Below are 17,792 nucleotides of genomic sequence, written 5' to 3' on the forward strand. Positions count from 1 at the left end.
CTGAACTATCATTTACACCTTCTTTCAGCATTCGCAATGACGGGGATTTTACGTCATTGCGAAGGAGGCACGATTGAAGCAATCTGCCAATTTTACTACAGATCGCTTCGTTCCTCGCGATGACGGTATCAATGACGGTTCAAAGCTTTCTCATACATCTCCAAATAAGCCTCTCCGTTCCTTTCAGGATTATTCTTTTCCTTAAGTCCTTGCAAAGCTTTCTCTCCTTTGATGGAAATTATAGATGCATCCGCAATTATCTCATTTATTGCTTTTTCCAATCCCTCTTCTATAATTCTAGATAATAGTTCTCGCTCCTCATTCTTTCTAAATAAGCCCTCTCCATATTCATCCTTGGGGACTTCTATTACCCAGCCCTTTTCATTAGAATTAATCTCCGGTAAGGCTCTGATATTTGTACTAATGACAGGACAAGCCATAGATTGGTATTCCAATACGGAATAGCCATAAGTATCTGCATAAGTGGGCAGCAATCCCACATGAGTGGATTTCAATAGCTCAAGTACTTTTGTATTTGGGATATTTTGATAATGAAAAATCTGATCAGGATAGCTTGAAATTACTTGCAAGGCCCAAGCCTGATCAGCCTGAGAAGTATACGAGGCATAGTCCCCAAATTTCAGATTAGAAATTATACGCAATTCAACATTAGCCCCATGGTCGATTAATCGTTTGAAAACGCGTAAAACCTCAGCCCCTCCTTTTCTAAAGAAGTCATTTCCTGTAAGCGTAAAAACCAATTTATCGGATATACTAACCCCTTTCTCTTTCCATGAAGCCAAATTCCCTGATTGTGAAGGATGAATGACAGTCAGTTTGTTTGATATTGTTTGTAGATATTCAGGAAATCCTTCCTCTATTCTTTTTAACATAATTCCCTTGGCACAGTTACTCATAGCTACTATCCTTATGCAGGAATCGGAAGCGATAAGGTTCAGACCAAACTTATCCATGCCCCATCGAGGCAGTGATGTTTCAAACGTAGTGATCCAGGCTGTATTTGAAAGTGACAATGCATTGAAAAAATGGAACAAATCGACTTTTCTCTGAAAGGGAGCATAATGAATATTCTTTAGTATAGGATGAGCCAACAGTTTCTTAAGCCTAGAAGATCTCATCATCAGTCTATAGGGAGAAATCATATCCAATACCGTGGAATAGCTCACTTCATTGTCAACAAGTCCAAAGAAGTTCTTCCGGTGATTATAGCTCAATCCAATTGTCCCTACTCTAATTTTTTTCATTCAAATTCAATACAATTTGAGATATGATTTCATTGGCACTTTTCTCCCATGTAAAGTTTTTGGATACATAGTCTTTTCCTGATTGTGCCAAACTATCTGCTAGCTCAGGATTATCCAACAGCCGTTTGATAGAATTTGCCACCTGTATATCTCCAAATTTTGTGATCAGTAGATGCTTGCCATTCTCAAAATTATCAGTCACAAAAGGGATATCCGGGCCGATAGATGGAATGCCAGCAGCCATATATTCAAGTAGCTTTTGAGGGCAACCATACGCATTGGCAAAGTGATGAACTGCTATATCAAAGGAAAACACATAGTCCGGAACCTCAACCCCATTTTTCCATCCCGTGATATGTACAGCTTTACTTAACTTTAACTCGTCTATCAATTGATCTAATTTCTCTCGCTCCGGTCCATCCCCCACGATCAATAGCACAAGGTCAGCATACTCTTTTCTCAAATGGGAAAAAGCCTGAATAAGCACATCGACATGCTTATGAAAATCCAAAGTACCTAGATAGCCAATGACGATTTTACCCTCCAAATTTATCTTCTTCTTATACTCTGCATCAGGCTGATTTCTCTTGAATTTCATAGGATCTACTCCATTGTAAACCACAAAATCTCTTTTTCCCTGAGTCTTATCTCCAAAAATATCATCTCGAAGGGAATCAGAAACAAAAAAATTCAAATCTGCCTGAGCATATGTATCCCGTTCTAAATTCTTAAAATAGGATCTAAATGGTATCTGCAGGTAGCTTTCTGCAAAGGCAGATGTGTTAATTTCCGATACTAGCAATAAGTCCGGAAACTGCTTTCTCAAGCGCCCTATCTGCAAGAAATTATTATCCGGTCTCATAATGAGAACTCTCGGATTTTCCTTTTTAATCAACTCAATCAATTCCTTTAAATAGTGGGAGTTTCTACGATAAAAACGAATCAACAAAAACCAATTATGCTGCTTTAGCCATCCCCACTTTTGGCTTACTTGACTTGGTTTTCTACTCGCTAACTGAGGGAAAGTAAGTATCTGGTCTATGTCAGCATGCTTACCCGCAAACTTCAAAAACTGTTTTGCATGGTTACTCCCGCCATGAGCAGAATTTAACACAACTGAATAATAAAGGATAGTAAAACTCATCTCTTAACTATGCCTTCATTCTGAATAATCCTAAAAAGGACTGGATCAAGGGTGATTTTAGAACTATCGATAGTTTTAAAGGCAGCCAAAAAAGAGTTATACTCTTTATCTATATCGTGAACTCCCACTTTCTTGATGAAATCTTTGGCGGCCTCCTTTGTCTTGATATGATCTCTATAGCCAGCCCCAAAGTCAGTTTTATAGAAGGTAAAACCAGTAATGTATAATTCTGAAAATGCACTATGTAGCAAACTCATCAGTGCGAGGTAGCCTATTGTGGGCCTGAATTCATCTAGAGGTTCACAAACTAATTGATGAAGCTTTTTAGGCAAGGTGAAAACCTTTTGACTCACAGGGTATTTCTTGTAAAAATTAAATGTCATCTGAATTCCAGCCTTGTTGTTTCGGGGGTTGATCAGGTACTTGAGGCTTTGCTTTTTATACATTTCAAAATCCAGTATTCCTCCTCCAGACTCATCATTTTCATGAAAACTGTGGAACAAAATATCTGTACGAGTACCAATATCTACCTTAGATTTTCCTGTAGCGACGATATAGGGAGCACGGTTCACCCGAACCACAAAATCAAAACCATCAATATACTCACCTAATCCAGTAGAATAGGCCGAATCAGCGGGGCCTACTATGGCTACTCTTTTTCCTTTCAACAATGAAAAATCAAAAGCTCTAAAGTGAAGTGCAAGCAGACCTAAGCCTCGCAGGTAGTTGGAGACTCTACTCAATTGATTACCACCAATTTACGAAAGGAATCTATATACAAATATTCAGGACTACGAAGCAGTTCATTATTGTAAGCAGCAAAGTCAATTCCATTATCCAGCGCAGCATCCAGGTCGTTGTGCGAGTCACCTATCATAAGCAAGTCTGCTTTATCGTAAGAAAATTTCTCAATCAGTTCCTTAATCAAAAGCCCCTTGGGAGTTGGAGATCCATGAATGGATACAAAATTGGAAGCTAGATCCAATTCTTTACAGATGTATCGCAACTCCTCTCCGTCAGAACCGGAGACTACATGCATGGGTAGTTTATTAACCTGAGATCGAACATATACTACTGAATCCTCAATCAATAAAGCTGGAGAGATCAACAATTCACGCATCACCTCACTGAAACTCTGACTCAAATCACTTATCTCCTTATCAGATACGGTTTCTTTTCTTATATCTTCAAAAAAATACCTGAACTTCACATACCTAGACCAGCCCCCATTATTCAAATGAAATTGAATTAATGCTTCTACTTGATCTGCTGGATAGCTCTCAAGTACTTTTCTAAAACCAAGTTCGCGCACTGGCATGGAGTCCATAATCACCCCATCGAAATCCCAGAGTAGAACTTTATAATTTTCTAAGTTTTTCATAAATAGCCTCTGCCATCGTAAAATCATCCTCCCAATCAATATCCCAGGATTTGATTTTATCCATTTTATATAATGCCGGATTTGCTCCCAGCCTGTTGTTCTTTTCTAAATAGATACTCCTTGGAGCCATAAAAACCGCATGATTCACCTCATATAATGTGGGCAAATCCTGTGTCCTAGGCCACTTAAATTCCGAGGAATCGGAGTTAAATACTCTACCCTCAGAATTGAGTAGGAAGTTTTGAAAAGCAGATACGGATAAAAGTGAATCATGTCCCTTGTCCAATTCTTTCCAATACTGCTCAATCACCTCATCATAATCCATTCCCAGAACAAATGGAGTAGTCACATGCCCCCATAGAATATGTCCTTCCTGAATAATACTAGGCACATACTGTATCAAATCAGACAAAGCAGTGGTATCCACACAGAGATGATCTGGCCTCCGTTCTATTCGGATCTTTTTATTTGGATCCTCAATGCTATTGGAAATCCGTATGGCTTCCTCATCATTGGTAGAAAGCACTATTTCATGCAAGTGCTGAGACGAAAGCAACTGCCGAAGCTTCAGCTCCAATAGACCTCCTGACAAATCTGCAAATGGTCTGGTACTTTTATTGATGACACGCTGACTTCCTTTACGCACAGGAAGGAAGAAAGAAACAATGGGTTTTCCGTTCATATCTTGTATTAAGTATTACCGTCCTGGTAACAGGGTCTCGACTCCGTTACCAATTAAGGATTGATTTGAGGACACAAAACGCTGGTCAGTCTGAACGAAGTCGAGGACAATATTTTTATATATTTCAAAAAAGCCTTCGACTTCGCTACCTATGACGGATTATGATTTTCACCACAAATCGTGTCAGTCCGAGCGAAGTCGAGGACAATAACTTCACCAACTTATTTTAAGGAGGCTTCGACTTCGCTCAGCCTGACACCTTCATTGCACTTTTTTAAATTCTAAATTTTTCCTATTCGACTTGACAACCCTGTTTCACCTTGAGTGAAGTCGAAAGATCATTTTATCGCTAACACAACATTAGTATAAAGGCATGTCCTTAATTCCACTCTTCCCTTTTAAAAAATCAGTTAGCGCCATCATATTCATTTTCCAGGATAGCATTCCATATTCAAGACCAAATCTAAATCCACTTATGGCTTTGAAAAAGGTTTTTAGAAAATTAAAGATAAAGGCTACATACAGCCCATTTTTCAATAGGATATAGAGCATGTTTCTAGCAGAATAATAGGTTCTAACCGAAGGAAGTTTTTTCCCCCAATGCCTACTTCTAAATTGCTGGCCTGGATCTCCAGCCCCAATATTTTTACGCTGCTCTAGCCAGTACTCTCCATCTACATAGAGCTTGAAACCAGCATTCTTTATTTTTAAACAGTAATCCAACTCCTCAAAGCCAAAAAACAACTCAGGAGAGGGAAGGACACCTAGTCTTACCAGTTTTGCATTGATTAGAAATGACTTATTTCCAGGAATAAAATCCACCTCATTCGAAAGAGAAAGATCAGAATTTTGAAGTCGCTTAGTTCTACCTGTATACCGATTAAACTTACCTCCTCCCAAACCTACTGCACCAGCTTCAGGATATTTTTTGGTCAAGTTAAGGAGTCTTTCAAAAACCAATTCATCGGCTGGCGGATCATCATCATCACCCCAGTAAATCCAATCATAACCTTCATCAGCCAATTTTTGAAGACCTATTTTGGCTGCCCCAGCAGGGCCTAGATTCTGCCCCAAGGCACAAATAGTAGTCTTTTCGTCTAATACCCCAGCGATTGTTTCTGAAATTTGCTGAGAGATACTATTGTCTACCACCAAGATTGTAGTACACCTTAGTGTTTGAGATTGTATGGTCCTAATAGTCTCTTTAATATGAGTGGTTCGTTCAAATGTGATAATAAATGAACCGATCTGCTTACCAGTCATACTTTGAAACTGCTGTAGATTGACGGTAATCCGAAAAGTACCTTTTCCAAAATTTGAGCTTTAAAAATCGAAAAGCTTTTAGTCTTTTTGAAAACTGATCGTAATCAGCCAAAAAAGCCGGAAAATGCTCAGACAAAACTTTAGCTTTTTCTTTGAAAATAATGGAACTGGTATCCCTGACTTGAGAATCGGAAATACCACCTGGCTCCATCCTTGAAATAACAAATGGAATTTTAGAATAGCTAGAATTAATCTTACATATACTCAAAAGGAAAAACTTCCAATCAGATGTAATCAATAAATCCTCATCATAATAGCCGCAGGTATCAAATAAGGATTTCTTTATAAATGTCCCCTGATGAGGTAGAGATCTATTTTTTAGAAATGAAAAATTTAGAACAGGAGGATAACAAGTAACCAAATTATCTCTCCAAATCACATCTCCATAGATAATATCCTCATCTTTCAAATAGCCATGCATGTCTTCCAGAATATGATCAGATGCGAACTCATCTCCACTATTTAAAAATAGTAAGTATTGACCCTGAGCAAGAGAAATTCCTTTGTTCATTGCCTGATAGATGCCATTATCAGGCTCAACTAGTAATTGCTGGATGTTTGATCGGTTTTCCTTTAAGAGTGCTACACTCCCATCTGTTGAGTCTCCATCTACAATTACATATTCAAAATCCCGAAAAGTTTGATTGAAAACCGATGCAATAGTCCTTCTCAATCCAGATGCATTATTGTAATTAATTGTGACAACGGTTAGGATCATCACGAATACGTTCTTTTCAACTGATGATATAGATTGATTGCACTAGAATAATTTCGTATCAAATACTTGAACCTAAAGATGAAATTATAGCAATAGACTCTAGAAATAAAATCACGTTGTCTAAGCAAGGTGATATAGGTCTTCACTACTCCTGATAGTAGGACTGGAACTTGTTTTGCTAAATATAGTCTATAGTCGCCCTCACTCTTGCTAAGCAAAAAATCATAAGCGGTAAGTATGGGGTAATTTGACAAAATCCCCTCTCTCAATTTTAAATAATAGGCCTCCGTAATTCGCTCATCTTTTATTTCATGGTAGAAATTCAACTTGGAATCATATGCTATCTCGAATCCCTCTAGCTGTACAGCCAAACACAATTCACTATCTCCTCCCGAGGAAAGTAAATTCGCCTTCCTATCGGTTATGGAAGAATCGATTGATTTGAGGTAAAAACTCTTCAAAGCATCAGTTTTAAAAAATAATCCAGCACCATAGTGAATGACTCCTTTATTCTGAATACCAGTAGACTTCCCAAGAGAACCTACTGCATAACTACTGGAGAACTGGTCAAACCAATAGGGAAGATTCATAGCTACTTTAGCTATTCCATAGCCTCCCAAGCATCCTAACTTTTCATTTCTCAGAAAGTAATTCATTCCTTGAATCAAGTAATCTGAATTCAAAAAATTATCATCATCACAAAACAAAATCACAGGAAAGTCAGCGGAAAAGACTCCCTTTTTTCTTGCATTTGAAAGACCTGGAATTGGTTCATGAACTACCCTCCCTTTAAGATTAGAATTAAAAAAAAATGAAGTAGCCAGCTCCTGTGTTGCGTCAGTTGACAAATTATCCACAACGATCACCTCGTATTCAAAGTCTTTAACTTCCAATTTGTTCAGGTAATCCAATACTGTGGGAAGTCTATCAGCTGAGTTATAGCAACAGATAATTATTGAAACCCCTTTATTCAAATGATTCAAATTTATACTTTACGACCTCCATACCTGAAAAGTGAAACAAACAATCTTTTCAAATAAAAGCTAACACCAACCTTTCCTTCATTGATGGCCATGGCTTGCTTTTCAATTGCTCGTACGTATTGCGATTTACGTTCAAAGAAGAACGGGTGAACAAGCTTTGTGAAAGAGGGTTTGGCAAGCTTCAGGTCAATTTTTGAGAAAAGTAAAATGTTCTGTCGGTACCAAGGATCCACATTTTCATTTTCCCAAAAAAGTTGGCGAAAAGGGTCATATACTTGATATCCGTGACTAGCGAATTTAGAAATCCAATAGTCAGGCCATTGTTCATTGATATGATTCTGTCCTCCTTGCCCTGGAATCGCTGCAGAGAATAATATGGTATCAGAGTGGTTTGCCAGACTTTTAATAATTATATCTACACTCTCTAAAGGCAAATGTTCCACTACTTCTAAACAAATTGCCAAATCGAACTTTCGCTTTAAGTCAATTTCTACTCTAAGATCTTTGGATACAAATTCAGTTGACAATAGGTATTTACGAAGTAATTTTTGATCTACATAGGCTCCATCTAAGCCAATTACATCAGTAACACCTAAATCCTTAAAAGATTTTAGCCAAGTCCCAATCCCACAACCTATATCTATAATAGATACAGGATTCAAAAGTTGAACAATAAGCGGCGCAATAACATCGGAAGATCTAAGGTTGTGAATATCTTCTCTATGAATATATTTTGTAATCATTAAAGAAAAATATTTTATGTTAAGAATAAAATTTTTCGAGACCTAACATAGTATATAGAAAGAATAAAAATTGCCTTTAACGCATATTTAAGTTTTAGATTAACTACACAGGAATAAATAAAAGATTTTAAAGGAATTATAATATAACTTTTATAAACAATAATATTCTTACAATCAAAAACGATAGTTCTAGCAATAAAATATTTATACATTAAAGATAAATAAGGCTTGTTTTTTTGAATATGGGAACTAACTATTGAATCATCAGAAACTCTATACTTATATGAAAAAAAATCCAATACAAAAACTCTCATACCTTTAACCAGTAAACGAAAATAAAACTCTTTTTCCTGTCCAACAGGAATTTCATTGTTAAATAAATCGACATCTTCTAATACATTCCTTTTAAATAATGGACCAGGAGTGGTAAAATGGATATCCTTTAAAAGGTAGTCAACTAACATATTTTCATATTTAGGAATCCAATTCTCATAGCATTTTATATCATTATCAAAAGAAGTTGGTCGACTTATAACGCAATCAAATTTAGGGTGCTTTAAAATAAAAACTATCTTTTTATAAATAAAATCCTTAAACATCAAGTCATCACTATCAAACCAATTAATAAATTCTCCTTTAGATAATTGAAATGCAAAGTTCCTACAAGTATTTGCTCCTTTTGAAAGATTAAATGGTCTTTTAAAAATATGAAATCTAGTGTCTAGTTCTTTGTATTCCTCCAAAATTTCCCAAGAAGCATCAGTGCTAAGATCATCTACAATAATACATTCCCAATTTTGATAGGTCTGAGATAATACTGAATCTAAGGTTTCTCTTAAGTATAGAGCTTTGTTATAGTTAGGGATTAATATAGAGACCAAAGGAGAATTCATTTTTATTTCATGAAGGTCTAGTATAAAAACTTTCCCTACCAGACAACCTAGTATATCGAATATTATTTTGGGTATTTACTAAATAAGAAAAGTTAATTTGAGCTAATCGAACAACTTCAGTTTCATCCGGTCTATTAGAATCATCCAAAAAAACAATAGAATTGGTGCCAAGTCTATTTTGGAGAAAAGGAATAAACCCATAGCGGGAATTTTTACATATATTTCCTTTAGGTGCGTCCACTAAAATCATATCAAAATGAAGTTTTTGCAAGTCATGATTTACAGGGATATCATACCAAATTCCAACTTTATTCCATGAGTATGGACTGTTAGATATAAGTGGAAAACTAAGTAATGTTACTAAAGGATTTGTGATCCCCAGACTTTCTTGCCATTGTTGATCCTCATCAATACTATACAGTTGGGTTTTCAATTGATTTTTTTGAATAAAACTAGATATAATTTGGGTAGATAGCCCTGATCCAAATTCTAAAATTGAGTTAGGTTTATAAACAATTATATCGTTTAGTATATGCTGAATCGCTTGAAAAGACATACTAAAACCAGTTTCAAATAGAAAGCCATTCGGAAAATATGGCTTGACAATTTCAAATGCTTTTAATTCCCTACTATTAAGGTGACTATGTTGCTCATTCTTAATAATCATATTCCGCATTAGAAAATGAAGTTTATCCAGACCGAATAAACGATCTCTTAATTTTACTAGCCAATTCATCATGTCAATACTTCAAATGGATAATTAACATCAGTCTGTCCCCTTGGCACAATTAAGCCATTTTCATAGAAATTACCTTGCTCTACCCTAAAATTCATCACATGTGGATGCCAGTCTGCAACCTCAACACCATCACTGATATGAACTGTCAATAAATATTCATTTGAAACTAAAGGACATTTAGGTATTCTAAATATTACTTTCTGTTTACTAAAATCCAAATTTTGATTCAAACTTGTACTTAACCATATCAACCTTTTACTTAATTGATTATCTATTCTAAGATCAATACGAGGTAATTGAGAACGTGTTTTCAATGAATCTATAAAGGTTAATTCAATGAAAAATTCATTTCCAGTAATTACTGATGAGTTTTTGCCATTTTCTCCATAAATAGAAATAGATTCAAGACGTATGGATTGATTTCCTGCCCCAATAATTTTAGACTCGAATACGTTTAGATAATTGCTTGTTTTAGCTGTTGAAAAATAGGTTAGCAAAATTTCAGAAGTGCCACCCATATTAGCCTTTAGTCCATCTTCGAGGAGAAGCGTTGTAGGACAAAGTTGTTGAACAGCAGTCATATTATGACTTACAAAAAGTACAGTGCGACCATTGCCAGCAACGTCCTCCATCTTCCCCAGACACTTTCTTTGAAATTCATAATCACCCACAGCAAGCACTTCATCTATAATCAAAATTTCAGGTTCTAGATGAGCAGCAACTGAGAATCCCAAGCGAACTTTCATCCCTGAGGAATAGAATTTAACAGGAGTATCAATAAATTTTTCAACACCAGAAAAATAAATAATCTCATCTAGTTTAGAATCAATTTCTCTGCGTGTCATTCCCAGAATAGTACCATTCATATAGATGTTTTCTCTACCGGACAGTTCAGGGTGAAAACCTGTTCCAACCTCAAGCAAAGAAGCAACCCTACCTTTGATCTCTATCTTACCTGAGGTAGGATCGGTAATCTGAGAAAGAATTTTGAGGAGGGTGGATTTCCCAGCACCATTCTTTCCAATAATTCCAAGTACTTCACCTTCCTTTACTTCAAAATTAACATCCTTTAGCGCCCAGAAAACAGATTCATCTTCACGACCAAAACGATTCATATCTCTCAGTCTCTTAAGATTTTCCCATGGAGATTTAATCAAGTTTCCGATTTGGCCTGTTAAGGTTTCTGCTTGCTTTTCTTTTAGCCCAAGTCTATAGCGTTTAGAAAGATTTTCAACTTTAATAACCGTATTAGACATTATTTATATAAAGACTTTAGTTCAAACTTAATTAATTTACGAATAATCAAAAGCTTATTGATAATGCCTATAGGCTCATGTCTCGCCCATTTCCATGTAACTCTCCATTGCTTCAAACGTGAGGAATTAGTAGTCCCTTTCCAAATGCGATTGTTCTTATGACGTCTAATAACAGATACTGGATAACTTAAGTTACCTGGCATCAATTGTCCATAAAAAGATAGGCGAATCCATAGTTCAGAGTCTTGATGTAATATTAAATTTTCATTAAACACACCAGATTTTTCCAAAACCTTTCTACTTATAATAATACAATTAGTACAAAAATGTCCATAAGTACCTCTTATTAAAAAATGGAGTAAGTTTTTGGAATTAATATTATTATTTGAAATTGTATACAAATCATTTGTATCTTCAAAAACTCCAGCTTCATATATCCCGTCAAAACTAACATTATTTGCAATAAAATTCAAAAAAACTTCAAATCTATTTCTTAGAAAATAATCATCAGAATCCAGAAAAGCTATAAAAGGGTATTTGGAATTTACAATACCTAAATTTCTTGATGCACCAGCGCCTAGGTTTTCAAAGTCAGGATGTGCTAAAACAGTAACCTTTGAATAATCTGAAAACATCTCACGTAATTCAAAAAAATTCAATTCAGGACATCCATCATAAACAACTAATACTTCTGAAACTATTTCATGCGAAACACAAGATTCTATTGATTGAACAATAAAATTTCTTGCATTATAATATGGAATGATTACTGATATCAAAAAACAAACATTAATAAATTGCTTCAAAAATACTAGTTTCAGCAAAAAACAAATCATACTCTACTAGTCCATACTCTTGAAACACTAACTTAAATTTATGCATATCAATAATATTCTTGTATTCATACCTATCAGAATTATCTAAAATTATCAACCCACCCTTCTTAATCATTTTCATTGAATTTTTCAAACATTCTAATCTTACTCGGCCATCAATTAAAATTAAATCAAAATATTTATGTGGAAAATTGAGGACTACCTGGCTATACCCACTAAAATCAAAATTTTTATATCCATCATTTTTGTTTGACTGTAATATATCATCACGTAAGGCAGTAGGAGAAAAAACAGGTTCGGATAGAATCAAATCAACATTATTGCTACCATTCAACTCCAGTTTGTTTTTAACAATTTGATACCATGTTTTATCATGTTCAACCGAACACACTATAGTGTCTCTATTTTGAAAGTAAATTGTAGAGGCACCAGACCCATATTCAAAAACTCTCATTTGTGAAATAATTGTATTATCCAAAAATTTAACTGCCCCTCGAGTTAACCAAGGAATTCCCAAACTTAACCTATTGCTCTTTACTCTGTTTTGTTTTAAATATAAAGGAAGACATCTAAAGAGAGGCATCAAATCCTTACCCTTTCCCTTTGCTACAATTAACTCTTTATAAAACTGATGTATCAAAGAGTGAAATCTATATCTTTTCAAGTACATTAATTTAGTTTGTTAAAATCAATTTATAAGGCAAACAAAATTAGAAGGTATAAAATTTTCTTTCTTGCAGCTATATCCATCAAAATCTACATATCCAGGATACAATTTTCCCACTTTATAATTCCTAGATTCAAAAAACCCATAGAAGTCCCGTAGAAGAAAATTACTTTTCAAAACAAGGTCACCATATTCAAATTGGATCATTTTTATTCTTTTTTCAGAAAACATTCTTTCAAATCCAAAAAGAACTTTTGACTCGAATCCTTCCACATCTATCTTAAGAAAATCAATAAATTCAATTTGATTTAATTCACAATATTTATCACCAGTCATTACCTCTACCCTAGTTAAGTTCTTTTTATTTTTCCCAAGTGGATGATTATAGAATGAGGAGAATATAGGGTTTTGAGGATAATAATTCATTTCAAGAACACCAGAAAATTCACCCAAAGCCAGATTATTTATCTTAATTTCCTCGATTCCCTGGGTGTTCTGTGCCAACCTTTCATATATAGCTGGAATCGGTTCAAATGAATGAATTTGGGCATATTTATTTTTATGGTGAACAAGTTTAGTCCAATCACCAATATTGGCTCCTACATCGAATACAATCAACGGCTGATTAGCATCTAGACTATCTATTAACCACTTCTCTCCATTGGTATTGAAGTCATTATTTTTATTTTCCAGTGCTTCATTAATAGTAGAACTGAAAGAATAAAGCAACTTACCGATACGGGTTTTGCGATGATTTGTAATCCAATGATAAATAGATTTTTTAATTTCTCTGGGCATTTAGCATATTTATATCTCTAGAAAAAAGAGTCATAAACTTTTTAACCCCTTTAGCATTAAGATGATTAGCATTGTAGAAATAAACAGTATCTCTATTAATTTCTAATTGTGAGTAATCTAAAAATGAAACATCTAACTTCCTAGCCATGTCCTTATAATTAGAAATTATTGATTTAGAATTATTTTCATATTCCAACACCTTAGCATAGATAGGAGAGAAAATCAAAATTATATCAATTTCATCCTCTTTCAGTTTATTAATTACCTTCTCAAAATCATCAATTTCAGATTTTGAAAATTCAGTAAAAACCCCATCAATATTTACTTTCCTCAATTTTTCAAATTCAGAACCGTCCCATTTCAAGTCTCTCCCGCTATATCCTTTGTACACGCTCAATGGCTCTTTACTTCCAAAAAAATAATTCTTTAACCCCATCCACATAATTACAGGTCTATTCCCATACTTCGAAAGAGGTAAAAATTGGTATGTATTGGGATATAGATTGTAGGTTTGTAAAGCAATTTTTACTTCCATATATTCATTAAATGCAATCAATTTTTCATAGCCATAAAAATTATCTGATTCAGTAAAAGTATGTAAATCCAATACCCAGGCTAGAATTTTTGGCCTTGGATTATAATTTAAATAAGTCAAAAGCTTCATTTTTTGCTGTCTGTAAACAGTCCCTGTAAAGGCCAAATTATAAGTTGAAATCCCAGTTTTCTCTTCAATCTGCTTAGGATCAAAGTGGTTGTACGCCCTAGAAGACCCAAGAATTACGAGATCATCATCAATCTTACCTTCAAATAAATCCTTCCAAGCTGGTATATCCTCAAAATTACTGTTTCGAATTCCTATTGTTACTGCATAGTCAACGAAGAATAAAAATCCGTAAAGAATCAATGACAAAGCAATCAGTTTTAAAAAAAACAACCTCAAAATTGAAAGTAAATAAACTCCTTAACCTCGGTAAAAACTCCCCAGAAAACAATCAAAAATCCTGTGAAGAGATAAGCAGGATATCGATACCATTTTCCTTGGAGCCTTTCCAGCCAGTTGAATTGATATCGACCAAGCCACTCTAAGGCAATAAACAGAATCAAGGCTATTCGAATATCATAACCTAGCCAAGCAAAATTACTTGGCAATAGTGGATTTGCTAGGATCCCATTCAAATACTCCCAAGCCTCTCCCACCGTATCCGCTCTGAAAAACACCCAGGCTATACAGACCAAAGCAAATGTTGATACCATTTGAAAGACTTCCTTGAAGGAAGGAAGAAGGTGCTCGCCTTCATGCATGTGTGTCCTATTCTTCCCAATCAGAAAGATTGGTATAAATAAGGCTGCATGAATACCTCCCCAGGTTATAAAAGTCCAGTTGGCACCATGCCAGAAGCCTGACACTAGGAATACGATAAAGATATTTCGGATGGCTTTGGATTTAGGCACTCTGCTCCCCCCTAGCGGGATATAGAGATAATCTCGAAACCAGGTGGAAAGTGAGATATGCCATCTACGCCAGAACTCCGCGATATCCCGTGAGAAATAGGGAGTTCGGAAGTTTGTCATCAGATCGAAGCCAAAGAGCTTTGCTACACCAATGGCTATATCAGAATAGCCTGAGAAATCTCCATAGATCTGGAATGCGAAAAGAACAGCTCCCATGATGAGTTCTAGGCCTGAGGCTGTTTGATAGTTCTCAAAGATGGGATTGACGACTAGGGCGCAGTTGTCCGCAATCACCATCTTCTTGAATAAACCCCAGAGGATGAGTTTCATCCCATCCGAACCTTGTTGGTATTGGAATTCCCGCTTTTTGAAGAATTGCGGCAGTAAGTTCGATGCTCGCTCTATAGGTCCAGCCACCAGTTGCGGGAAGAAAGCCACAAAGGTAAAGAAGGCTATGGGGTCTTTGGTAGGCTTAAGCTTGCCTCTATAGACATCTATGGAGTAGCTAAGCGTCTGGAAGGTATAGAATGATATCCCTACTGGAAGGATTATGCTTAAGGTACTGATATGAGGCTGGAAACCTAAGATGCTGATAAAGTCAGCTGCTGAATCAATGAAGAAGTTGAAGTATTTGAAGAAAGCTAGGATGCCGAGGTTGAAGAATAGGCTTATTGTGAGGTAGAGTTTACGGCCAGAGAACGCATTTAAGACCGAAGACGGGAGACCGAAGACGGAAGAGTTGCCCGATGTCCGGTGTCTGATGCCGTGTTCGTCATTGCGAAGGTTGTTTGCTGTTTCTGATTGATTACTATCGCTATCAACCTGAAGCAATCTCTTTTCTTCACTATCAGATTGCTTCACTCCTGCGTCGTTCCCACCACGGCGGGCAGGCGCAATGACGTTTCCCATTTTCAACCCACAAAAGTAATCCACTGCGGAGCTGGCGATGATTAGGGTTAGGAATCTCCAGTCCCACCAGCCGTAGAATACATAACTGGACAGTAATAGAAAAGCATTCTGAAGCTTCAAATTCTTCTGAAATAGAAACCAGTATAGTAGGAATACTATCGGTAGGAAGATCAGGAAGGTGAAGGAGTTGAAAAGCAAGCTTTGGGAGTTGGGTGTTAGTTGTTCGTTGTTGGTTATTCGTTGTTAGTTATTCGTTGTTGGTTGTTTGCTCCGCAAGGCGGACAGGTGTTAGTTCTGCCAAGGGGGACGGTTAAAGAATTTTAAATTAAAATCATTTTAAATTTTCCACTCCGCCTACGGCGGGCAAAGCTTCGCCCTTTACCCATAGCCCCCTGAAGGGGGAATCTTCACAGCTTCGCCCCTTCATTCCCATCGTGCTGATAAGAATTCTATCCTAATATTCCCCTTTAGGGGCTGGGGGTAGACTGAGTAATAAATTTACTCGGTTGTTTTTGAAAAGCAAATTTTGGTTGCTGGATATTAGTTTCTGGTTCCGCCACGGCGGACCAGCCTTTGGAGAGGCAGGCAGCGTTGTTTGTTGGTTGACAGATTTCAGTACTCAGCACTGACTTCAGGCAATTCATAAAATAAAGGCAATCTCAATAGACAGTCAGAATAGCGGTCGGAATTGGGGAGTTGACGATCGTACTGGTTCGGAAAGCACTTTTTCGCATAGTCTGATTTGTGTAGACTTTGATAGTGGAAAACTGACAGTACCCCTGCTGACTTCATGCGACCGGAGAATTTAGTCCTATCTGATTCCTGTTTGAAAAGCAGATAAAACATATGTGCATTACCTTTATGCTCCCTACACTGCCAGGTAAATTCAATATTTTTTGATGCCTCTATAAGTATCTTCTGATAGCTGCTAGAGAGGATTTCATTAGCTGTACTTCCTTCACTGAAGAGTTGAAAATAAGCCTCCCAAGTAGACATTCTTCGGCTTTGAATGGATTCCAACTCCTCCAACTGTGCCCAGAGAAATGCTGCAGTAAGTTCTGATGGTAGAAATGAACTACCTATATCTACCCAGCCGTACTTAGCCACCTCTCCTCTAAAAAACGCTGCCCTATCAGTACCTTTTTCCCAGAGAATTTCTGCTCTTCTGATCAAAGCGGGATCATTGATAGCCAGTAATCCCCCTTCACCAGACTGAATATTCTTTGTTTCATGAAAACTAAAGCAGGACAAATGCCCCATAGATCCAAGTGCCTTCTCCTTGTAATAGCTCTCTATCCCCTGTGCTGCATCTTCTATTACCCAAAGCTTATGTTTTGTAGCAATACTCATTATCTTATCCATCTCACATGCTACACCAGCATAATGCACTACAATAATGGCCTTGGTCTTGGGACTGATTAGCTCCTCTATCAAACTTTCATCCATATTGGGATGATCGGATCGGCTATCTACAAAAACGATTTTGGCACCACGTAATACAAATGCATTGGCTGTAGAAACAAAGGTGAAACTAGGCATGATGACTTCGTCACCTGCTTGGATATCGCATAGCAAGGCTGCCATCTCCAAGGCGTCCGTACATGAATTGGTCAGCAGACATTTTTTAAATCCGTATCGCTTTTCAAAGAAGCTTTGACAGCGCTGGGTGAATTCACCATTTCCGGAGATTTTGCCTAGCCTGACTGCTTCCTCTATGTAACGAAGTTCTTTACCAGAGAGGTAGGGTTTGTTGAAGGGGATTTTCAAGTTTTAGTTGGTGGGTGGTGGGTGTTGGTTGCTTGTTGTTGGTTGTTGGTTCGCCGAGGCGGACAGGTGTTTTTGGTTAAGGGAATTTAAAATGAAAGAATTTAAAATGGATTGTGATGCGTTACTGCGAACGTATCTTGAATCTTGTGTCTTGATTCTTGTGTCTTATGTCTTAAGACTGATGAATATCGGGATTAGTTGTTGGTTCCGCCACGACAGGTGCTGGTTGCTTGTTG

The 17,792-nt window shown here is 36.5% G+C and carries 18 protein-coding genes; all 18 read right to left on the reverse strand.

The window, feature by feature from the left end; translation table 11 throughout:
* Positions 1 to 128: 128 nt before the first annotated feature.
* The 18 genes from LV85_RS19025 to rffA all read right to left on the reverse strand — a co-directional run bounded on the left by LV85_RS19025 (position 129) and on the right by rffA (position 17,556).
* Positions 129 to 1,265, reverse strand: a complete 1,137-nt coding sequence (locus LV85_RS19025) for a glycosyltransferase family 4 protein (RefSeq protein WP_111322443.1) — start codon at positions 1,263 to 1,265, stop codon at positions 129 to 131.
* On the reverse strand, positions 1,252 to 2,409 hold the full coding sequence (locus LV85_RS19030) for a glycosyltransferase family 4 protein (protein ID WP_111322445.1): 1,158 nt from the start codon (positions 2,407 to 2,409) through the stop codon (positions 1,252 to 1,254). The genes LV85_RS19025 and LV85_RS19030 overlap by 14 nt, the downstream gene beginning before the upstream one ends.
* The gene (locus LV85_RS19035) at positions 2,406 to 3,152 is read right to left on the reverse strand and encodes a glycosyltransferase family 29 protein (protein WP_158531209.1); all 747 of its coding nucleotides are present in this window, start codon (positions 3,150 to 3,152) and stop codon (positions 2,406 to 2,408) included. The genes LV85_RS19030 and LV85_RS19035 overlap by 4 nt, the downstream gene beginning before the upstream one ends.
* The gene (locus tag LV85_RS19040; RefSeq protein ID WP_111322449.1) at positions 3,149 to 3,790 is read right to left on the reverse strand and encodes an HAD family hydrolase; all 642 of its coding nucleotides are present in this window, start codon (positions 3,788 to 3,790) and stop codon (positions 3,149 to 3,151) included. Before LV85_RS19040 ends, LV85_RS19035 begins: the two co-directional genes overlap by 4 nt.
* Positions 3,768 to 4,472 carry an acylneuraminate cytidylyltransferase family protein gene (locus LV85_RS19045; protein WP_111322451.1) on the reverse strand — a complete coding sequence of 235 codons (705 nt, stop codon included), beginning with the start codon at positions 4,470 to 4,472 and terminating at the stop codon, positions 3,768 to 3,770. Before LV85_RS19045 ends, LV85_RS19040 begins: the two co-directional genes overlap by 23 nt.
* 360 nt (positions 4,473 to 4,832) lie before the next feature.
* Positions 4,833 to 5,735, reverse strand: coding sequence for a glycosyltransferase (locus LV85_RS19050; RefSeq protein WP_111322453.1), 903 nt, complete (start codon positions 5,733 to 5,735; stop codon positions 4,833 to 4,835).
* Positions 5,725 to 6,513, reverse strand: a complete 789-nt coding sequence (locus LV85_RS19055) for a glycosyltransferase family 2 protein (RefSeq protein WP_111322455.1) — start codon at positions 6,511 to 6,513, stop codon at positions 5,725 to 5,727. Before LV85_RS19055 ends, LV85_RS19050 begins: the two co-directional genes overlap by 11 nt.
* On the reverse strand, positions 6,513 to 7,487 hold the full coding sequence (locus tag LV85_RS19060) for a glycosyltransferase (RefSeq protein ID WP_158531210.1): 975 nt from the start codon (positions 7,485 to 7,487) through the stop codon (positions 6,513 to 6,515). Before LV85_RS19060 ends, LV85_RS19055 begins: the two co-directional genes overlap by 1 nt.
* Positions 7,488 to 7,498: 11 nt before the next feature.
* Positions 7,499 to 8,239 carry a class I SAM-dependent methyltransferase gene (locus LV85_RS19065; RefSeq protein WP_111322459.1) on the reverse strand — a complete coding sequence of 247 codons (741 nt, stop codon included), beginning with the start codon at positions 8,237 to 8,239 and terminating at the stop codon, positions 7,499 to 7,501.
* Positions 8,240 to 8,253: 14 nt separating this feature from the next.
* On the reverse strand, positions 8,254 to 9,132 hold the full coding sequence (locus tag LV85_RS19070) for a glycosyltransferase family 2 protein (protein WP_111322461.1): 879 nt from the start codon (positions 9,130 to 9,132) through the stop codon (positions 8,254 to 8,256).
* A 7-nt stretch (positions 9,133 to 9,139) separates the two neighbouring features.
* Positions 9,140 to 9,808 (reverse strand): class I SAM-dependent methyltransferase, encoded by a 669-nt coding sequence (locus tag LV85_RS19075; protein WP_158531211.1) that lies wholly within the window; start codon positions 9,806 to 9,808, stop codon positions 9,140 to 9,142.
* Positions 9,809 to 9,867: 59 nt separating this feature from the next.
* A complete protein-coding gene (locus LV85_RS19080; RefSeq protein ID WP_111322465.1) occupies positions 9,868 to 11,127 on the reverse strand; it encodes an ABC transporter ATP-binding protein in 1,260 nt (419 codons plus the stop codon).
* Positions 11,127 to 11,933, reverse strand: coding sequence for a glycosyltransferase family 2 protein (locus LV85_RS19085; RefSeq protein WP_158531212.1), 807 nt, complete (start codon positions 11,931 to 11,933; stop codon positions 11,127 to 11,129). The genes LV85_RS19080 and LV85_RS19085 overlap by 1 nt, the downstream gene beginning before the upstream one ends.
* Positions 11,917 to 12,627 (reverse strand): class I SAM-dependent methyltransferase, encoded by a 711-nt coding sequence (locus LV85_RS19090; protein WP_146260509.1) that lies wholly within the window; start codon positions 12,625 to 12,627, stop codon positions 11,917 to 11,919. The genes LV85_RS19085 and LV85_RS19090 overlap by 17 nt, the downstream gene beginning before the upstream one ends.
* 24 nt (positions 12,628 to 12,651) lie before the next feature.
* The gene (locus tag LV85_RS19095) at positions 12,652 to 13,428 is read right to left on the reverse strand and encodes an FkbM family methyltransferase (RefSeq protein ID WP_111322471.1); all 777 of its coding nucleotides are present in this window, start codon (positions 13,426 to 13,428) and stop codon (positions 12,652 to 12,654) included.
* Positions 13,412 to 14,338, reverse strand: a complete 927-nt coding sequence (locus tag LV85_RS19100; RefSeq protein ID WP_146260510.1) for a hypothetical protein — start codon at positions 14,336 to 14,338, stop codon at positions 13,412 to 13,414. Before LV85_RS19100 ends, LV85_RS19095 begins: the two co-directional genes overlap by 17 nt.
* A gap of 26 nt (positions 14,339 to 14,364) precedes the next feature.
* Positions 14,365 to 15,987: an MBOAT family O-acyltransferase gene (locus LV85_RS19105; protein WP_245942379.1), complete on the reverse strand. Its 1,623-nt coding sequence runs from the start codon at positions 15,985 to 15,987 to the stop codon at positions 14,365 to 14,367.
* A 414-nt stretch (positions 15,988 to 16,401) separates the two neighbouring features.
* Positions 16,402 to 17,556 (reverse strand): dTDP-4-amino-4,6-dideoxygalactose transaminase, encoded by a 1,155-nt coding sequence (gene rffA / locus LV85_RS19115; RefSeq protein WP_111322475.1) that lies wholly within the window; start codon positions 17,554 to 17,556, stop codon positions 16,402 to 16,404.
* Positions 17,557 to 17,792 lie beyond the last annotated feature (236 nt).

The sequence above is a fragment of the Algoriphagus chordae genome (assembly GCF_003254055.1).
Taxonomy (GTDB): Bacteria; Bacteroidota; Bacteroidia; order Cytophagales; family Cyclobacteriaceae; genus Algoriphagus; species Algoriphagus chordae.

Excerpts from the sequence above, each read along its gene's own strand:
- LV85_RS19025 (WP_111322443.1), bottom strand. The coding sequence starts at position 1,265 with ATGAAAAAAATTAGAGTAGGGACAATTGGATTGAGCTATAATCACCGG.
- LV85_RS19030 (WP_111322445.1), bottom strand. The coding sequence starts at position 2,409 with ATGAGTTTTACTATCCTTTATTATTCAGTTGTGTTAAATTCTGCTCAT.
- LV85_RS19040 (WP_111322449.1), bottom strand. The coding sequence starts at position 3,790 with ATGAAAAACTTAGAAAATTATAAAGTTCTACTCTGGGATTTCGATGGG.
- LV85_RS19045 (WP_111322451.1), bottom strand. The coding sequence starts at position 4,472 with ATGAACGGAAAACCCATTGTTTCTTTCTTCCTTCCTGTGCGTAAAGGA.
- LV85_RS19050 (WP_111322453.1), bottom strand. The coding sequence starts at position 5,735 with ATGACTGGTAAGCAGATCGGTTCATTTATTATCACATTTGAACGAACC.
- LV85_RS19055 (WP_111322455.1), bottom strand. The coding sequence starts at position 6,513 with ATGATCCTAACCGTTGTCACAATTAATTACAATAATGCATCTGGATTG.
- LV85_RS19065 (WP_111322459.1), bottom strand. The coding sequence starts at position 8,239 with ATGATTACAAAATATATTCATAGAGAAGATATTCACAACCTTAGATCT.
- LV85_RS19070 (WP_111322461.1), bottom strand. The coding sequence starts at position 9,132 with ATGAATTCTCCTTTGGTCTCTATATTAATCCCTAACTATAACAAAGCT.
- LV85_RS19075 (WP_158531211.1), bottom strand. The coding sequence starts at position 9,808 with ATGCGGAATATGATTATTAAGAATGAGCAACATAGTCACCTTAATAGT.
- LV85_RS19080 (WP_111322465.1), bottom strand. The coding sequence starts at position 11,127 with ATGTCTAATACGGTTATTAAAGTTGAAAATCTTTCTAAACGCTATAGA.
- LV85_RS19095 (WP_111322471.1), bottom strand. The coding sequence starts at position 13,428 with ATGCCCAGAGAAATTAAAAAATCTATTTATCATTGGATTACAAATCAT.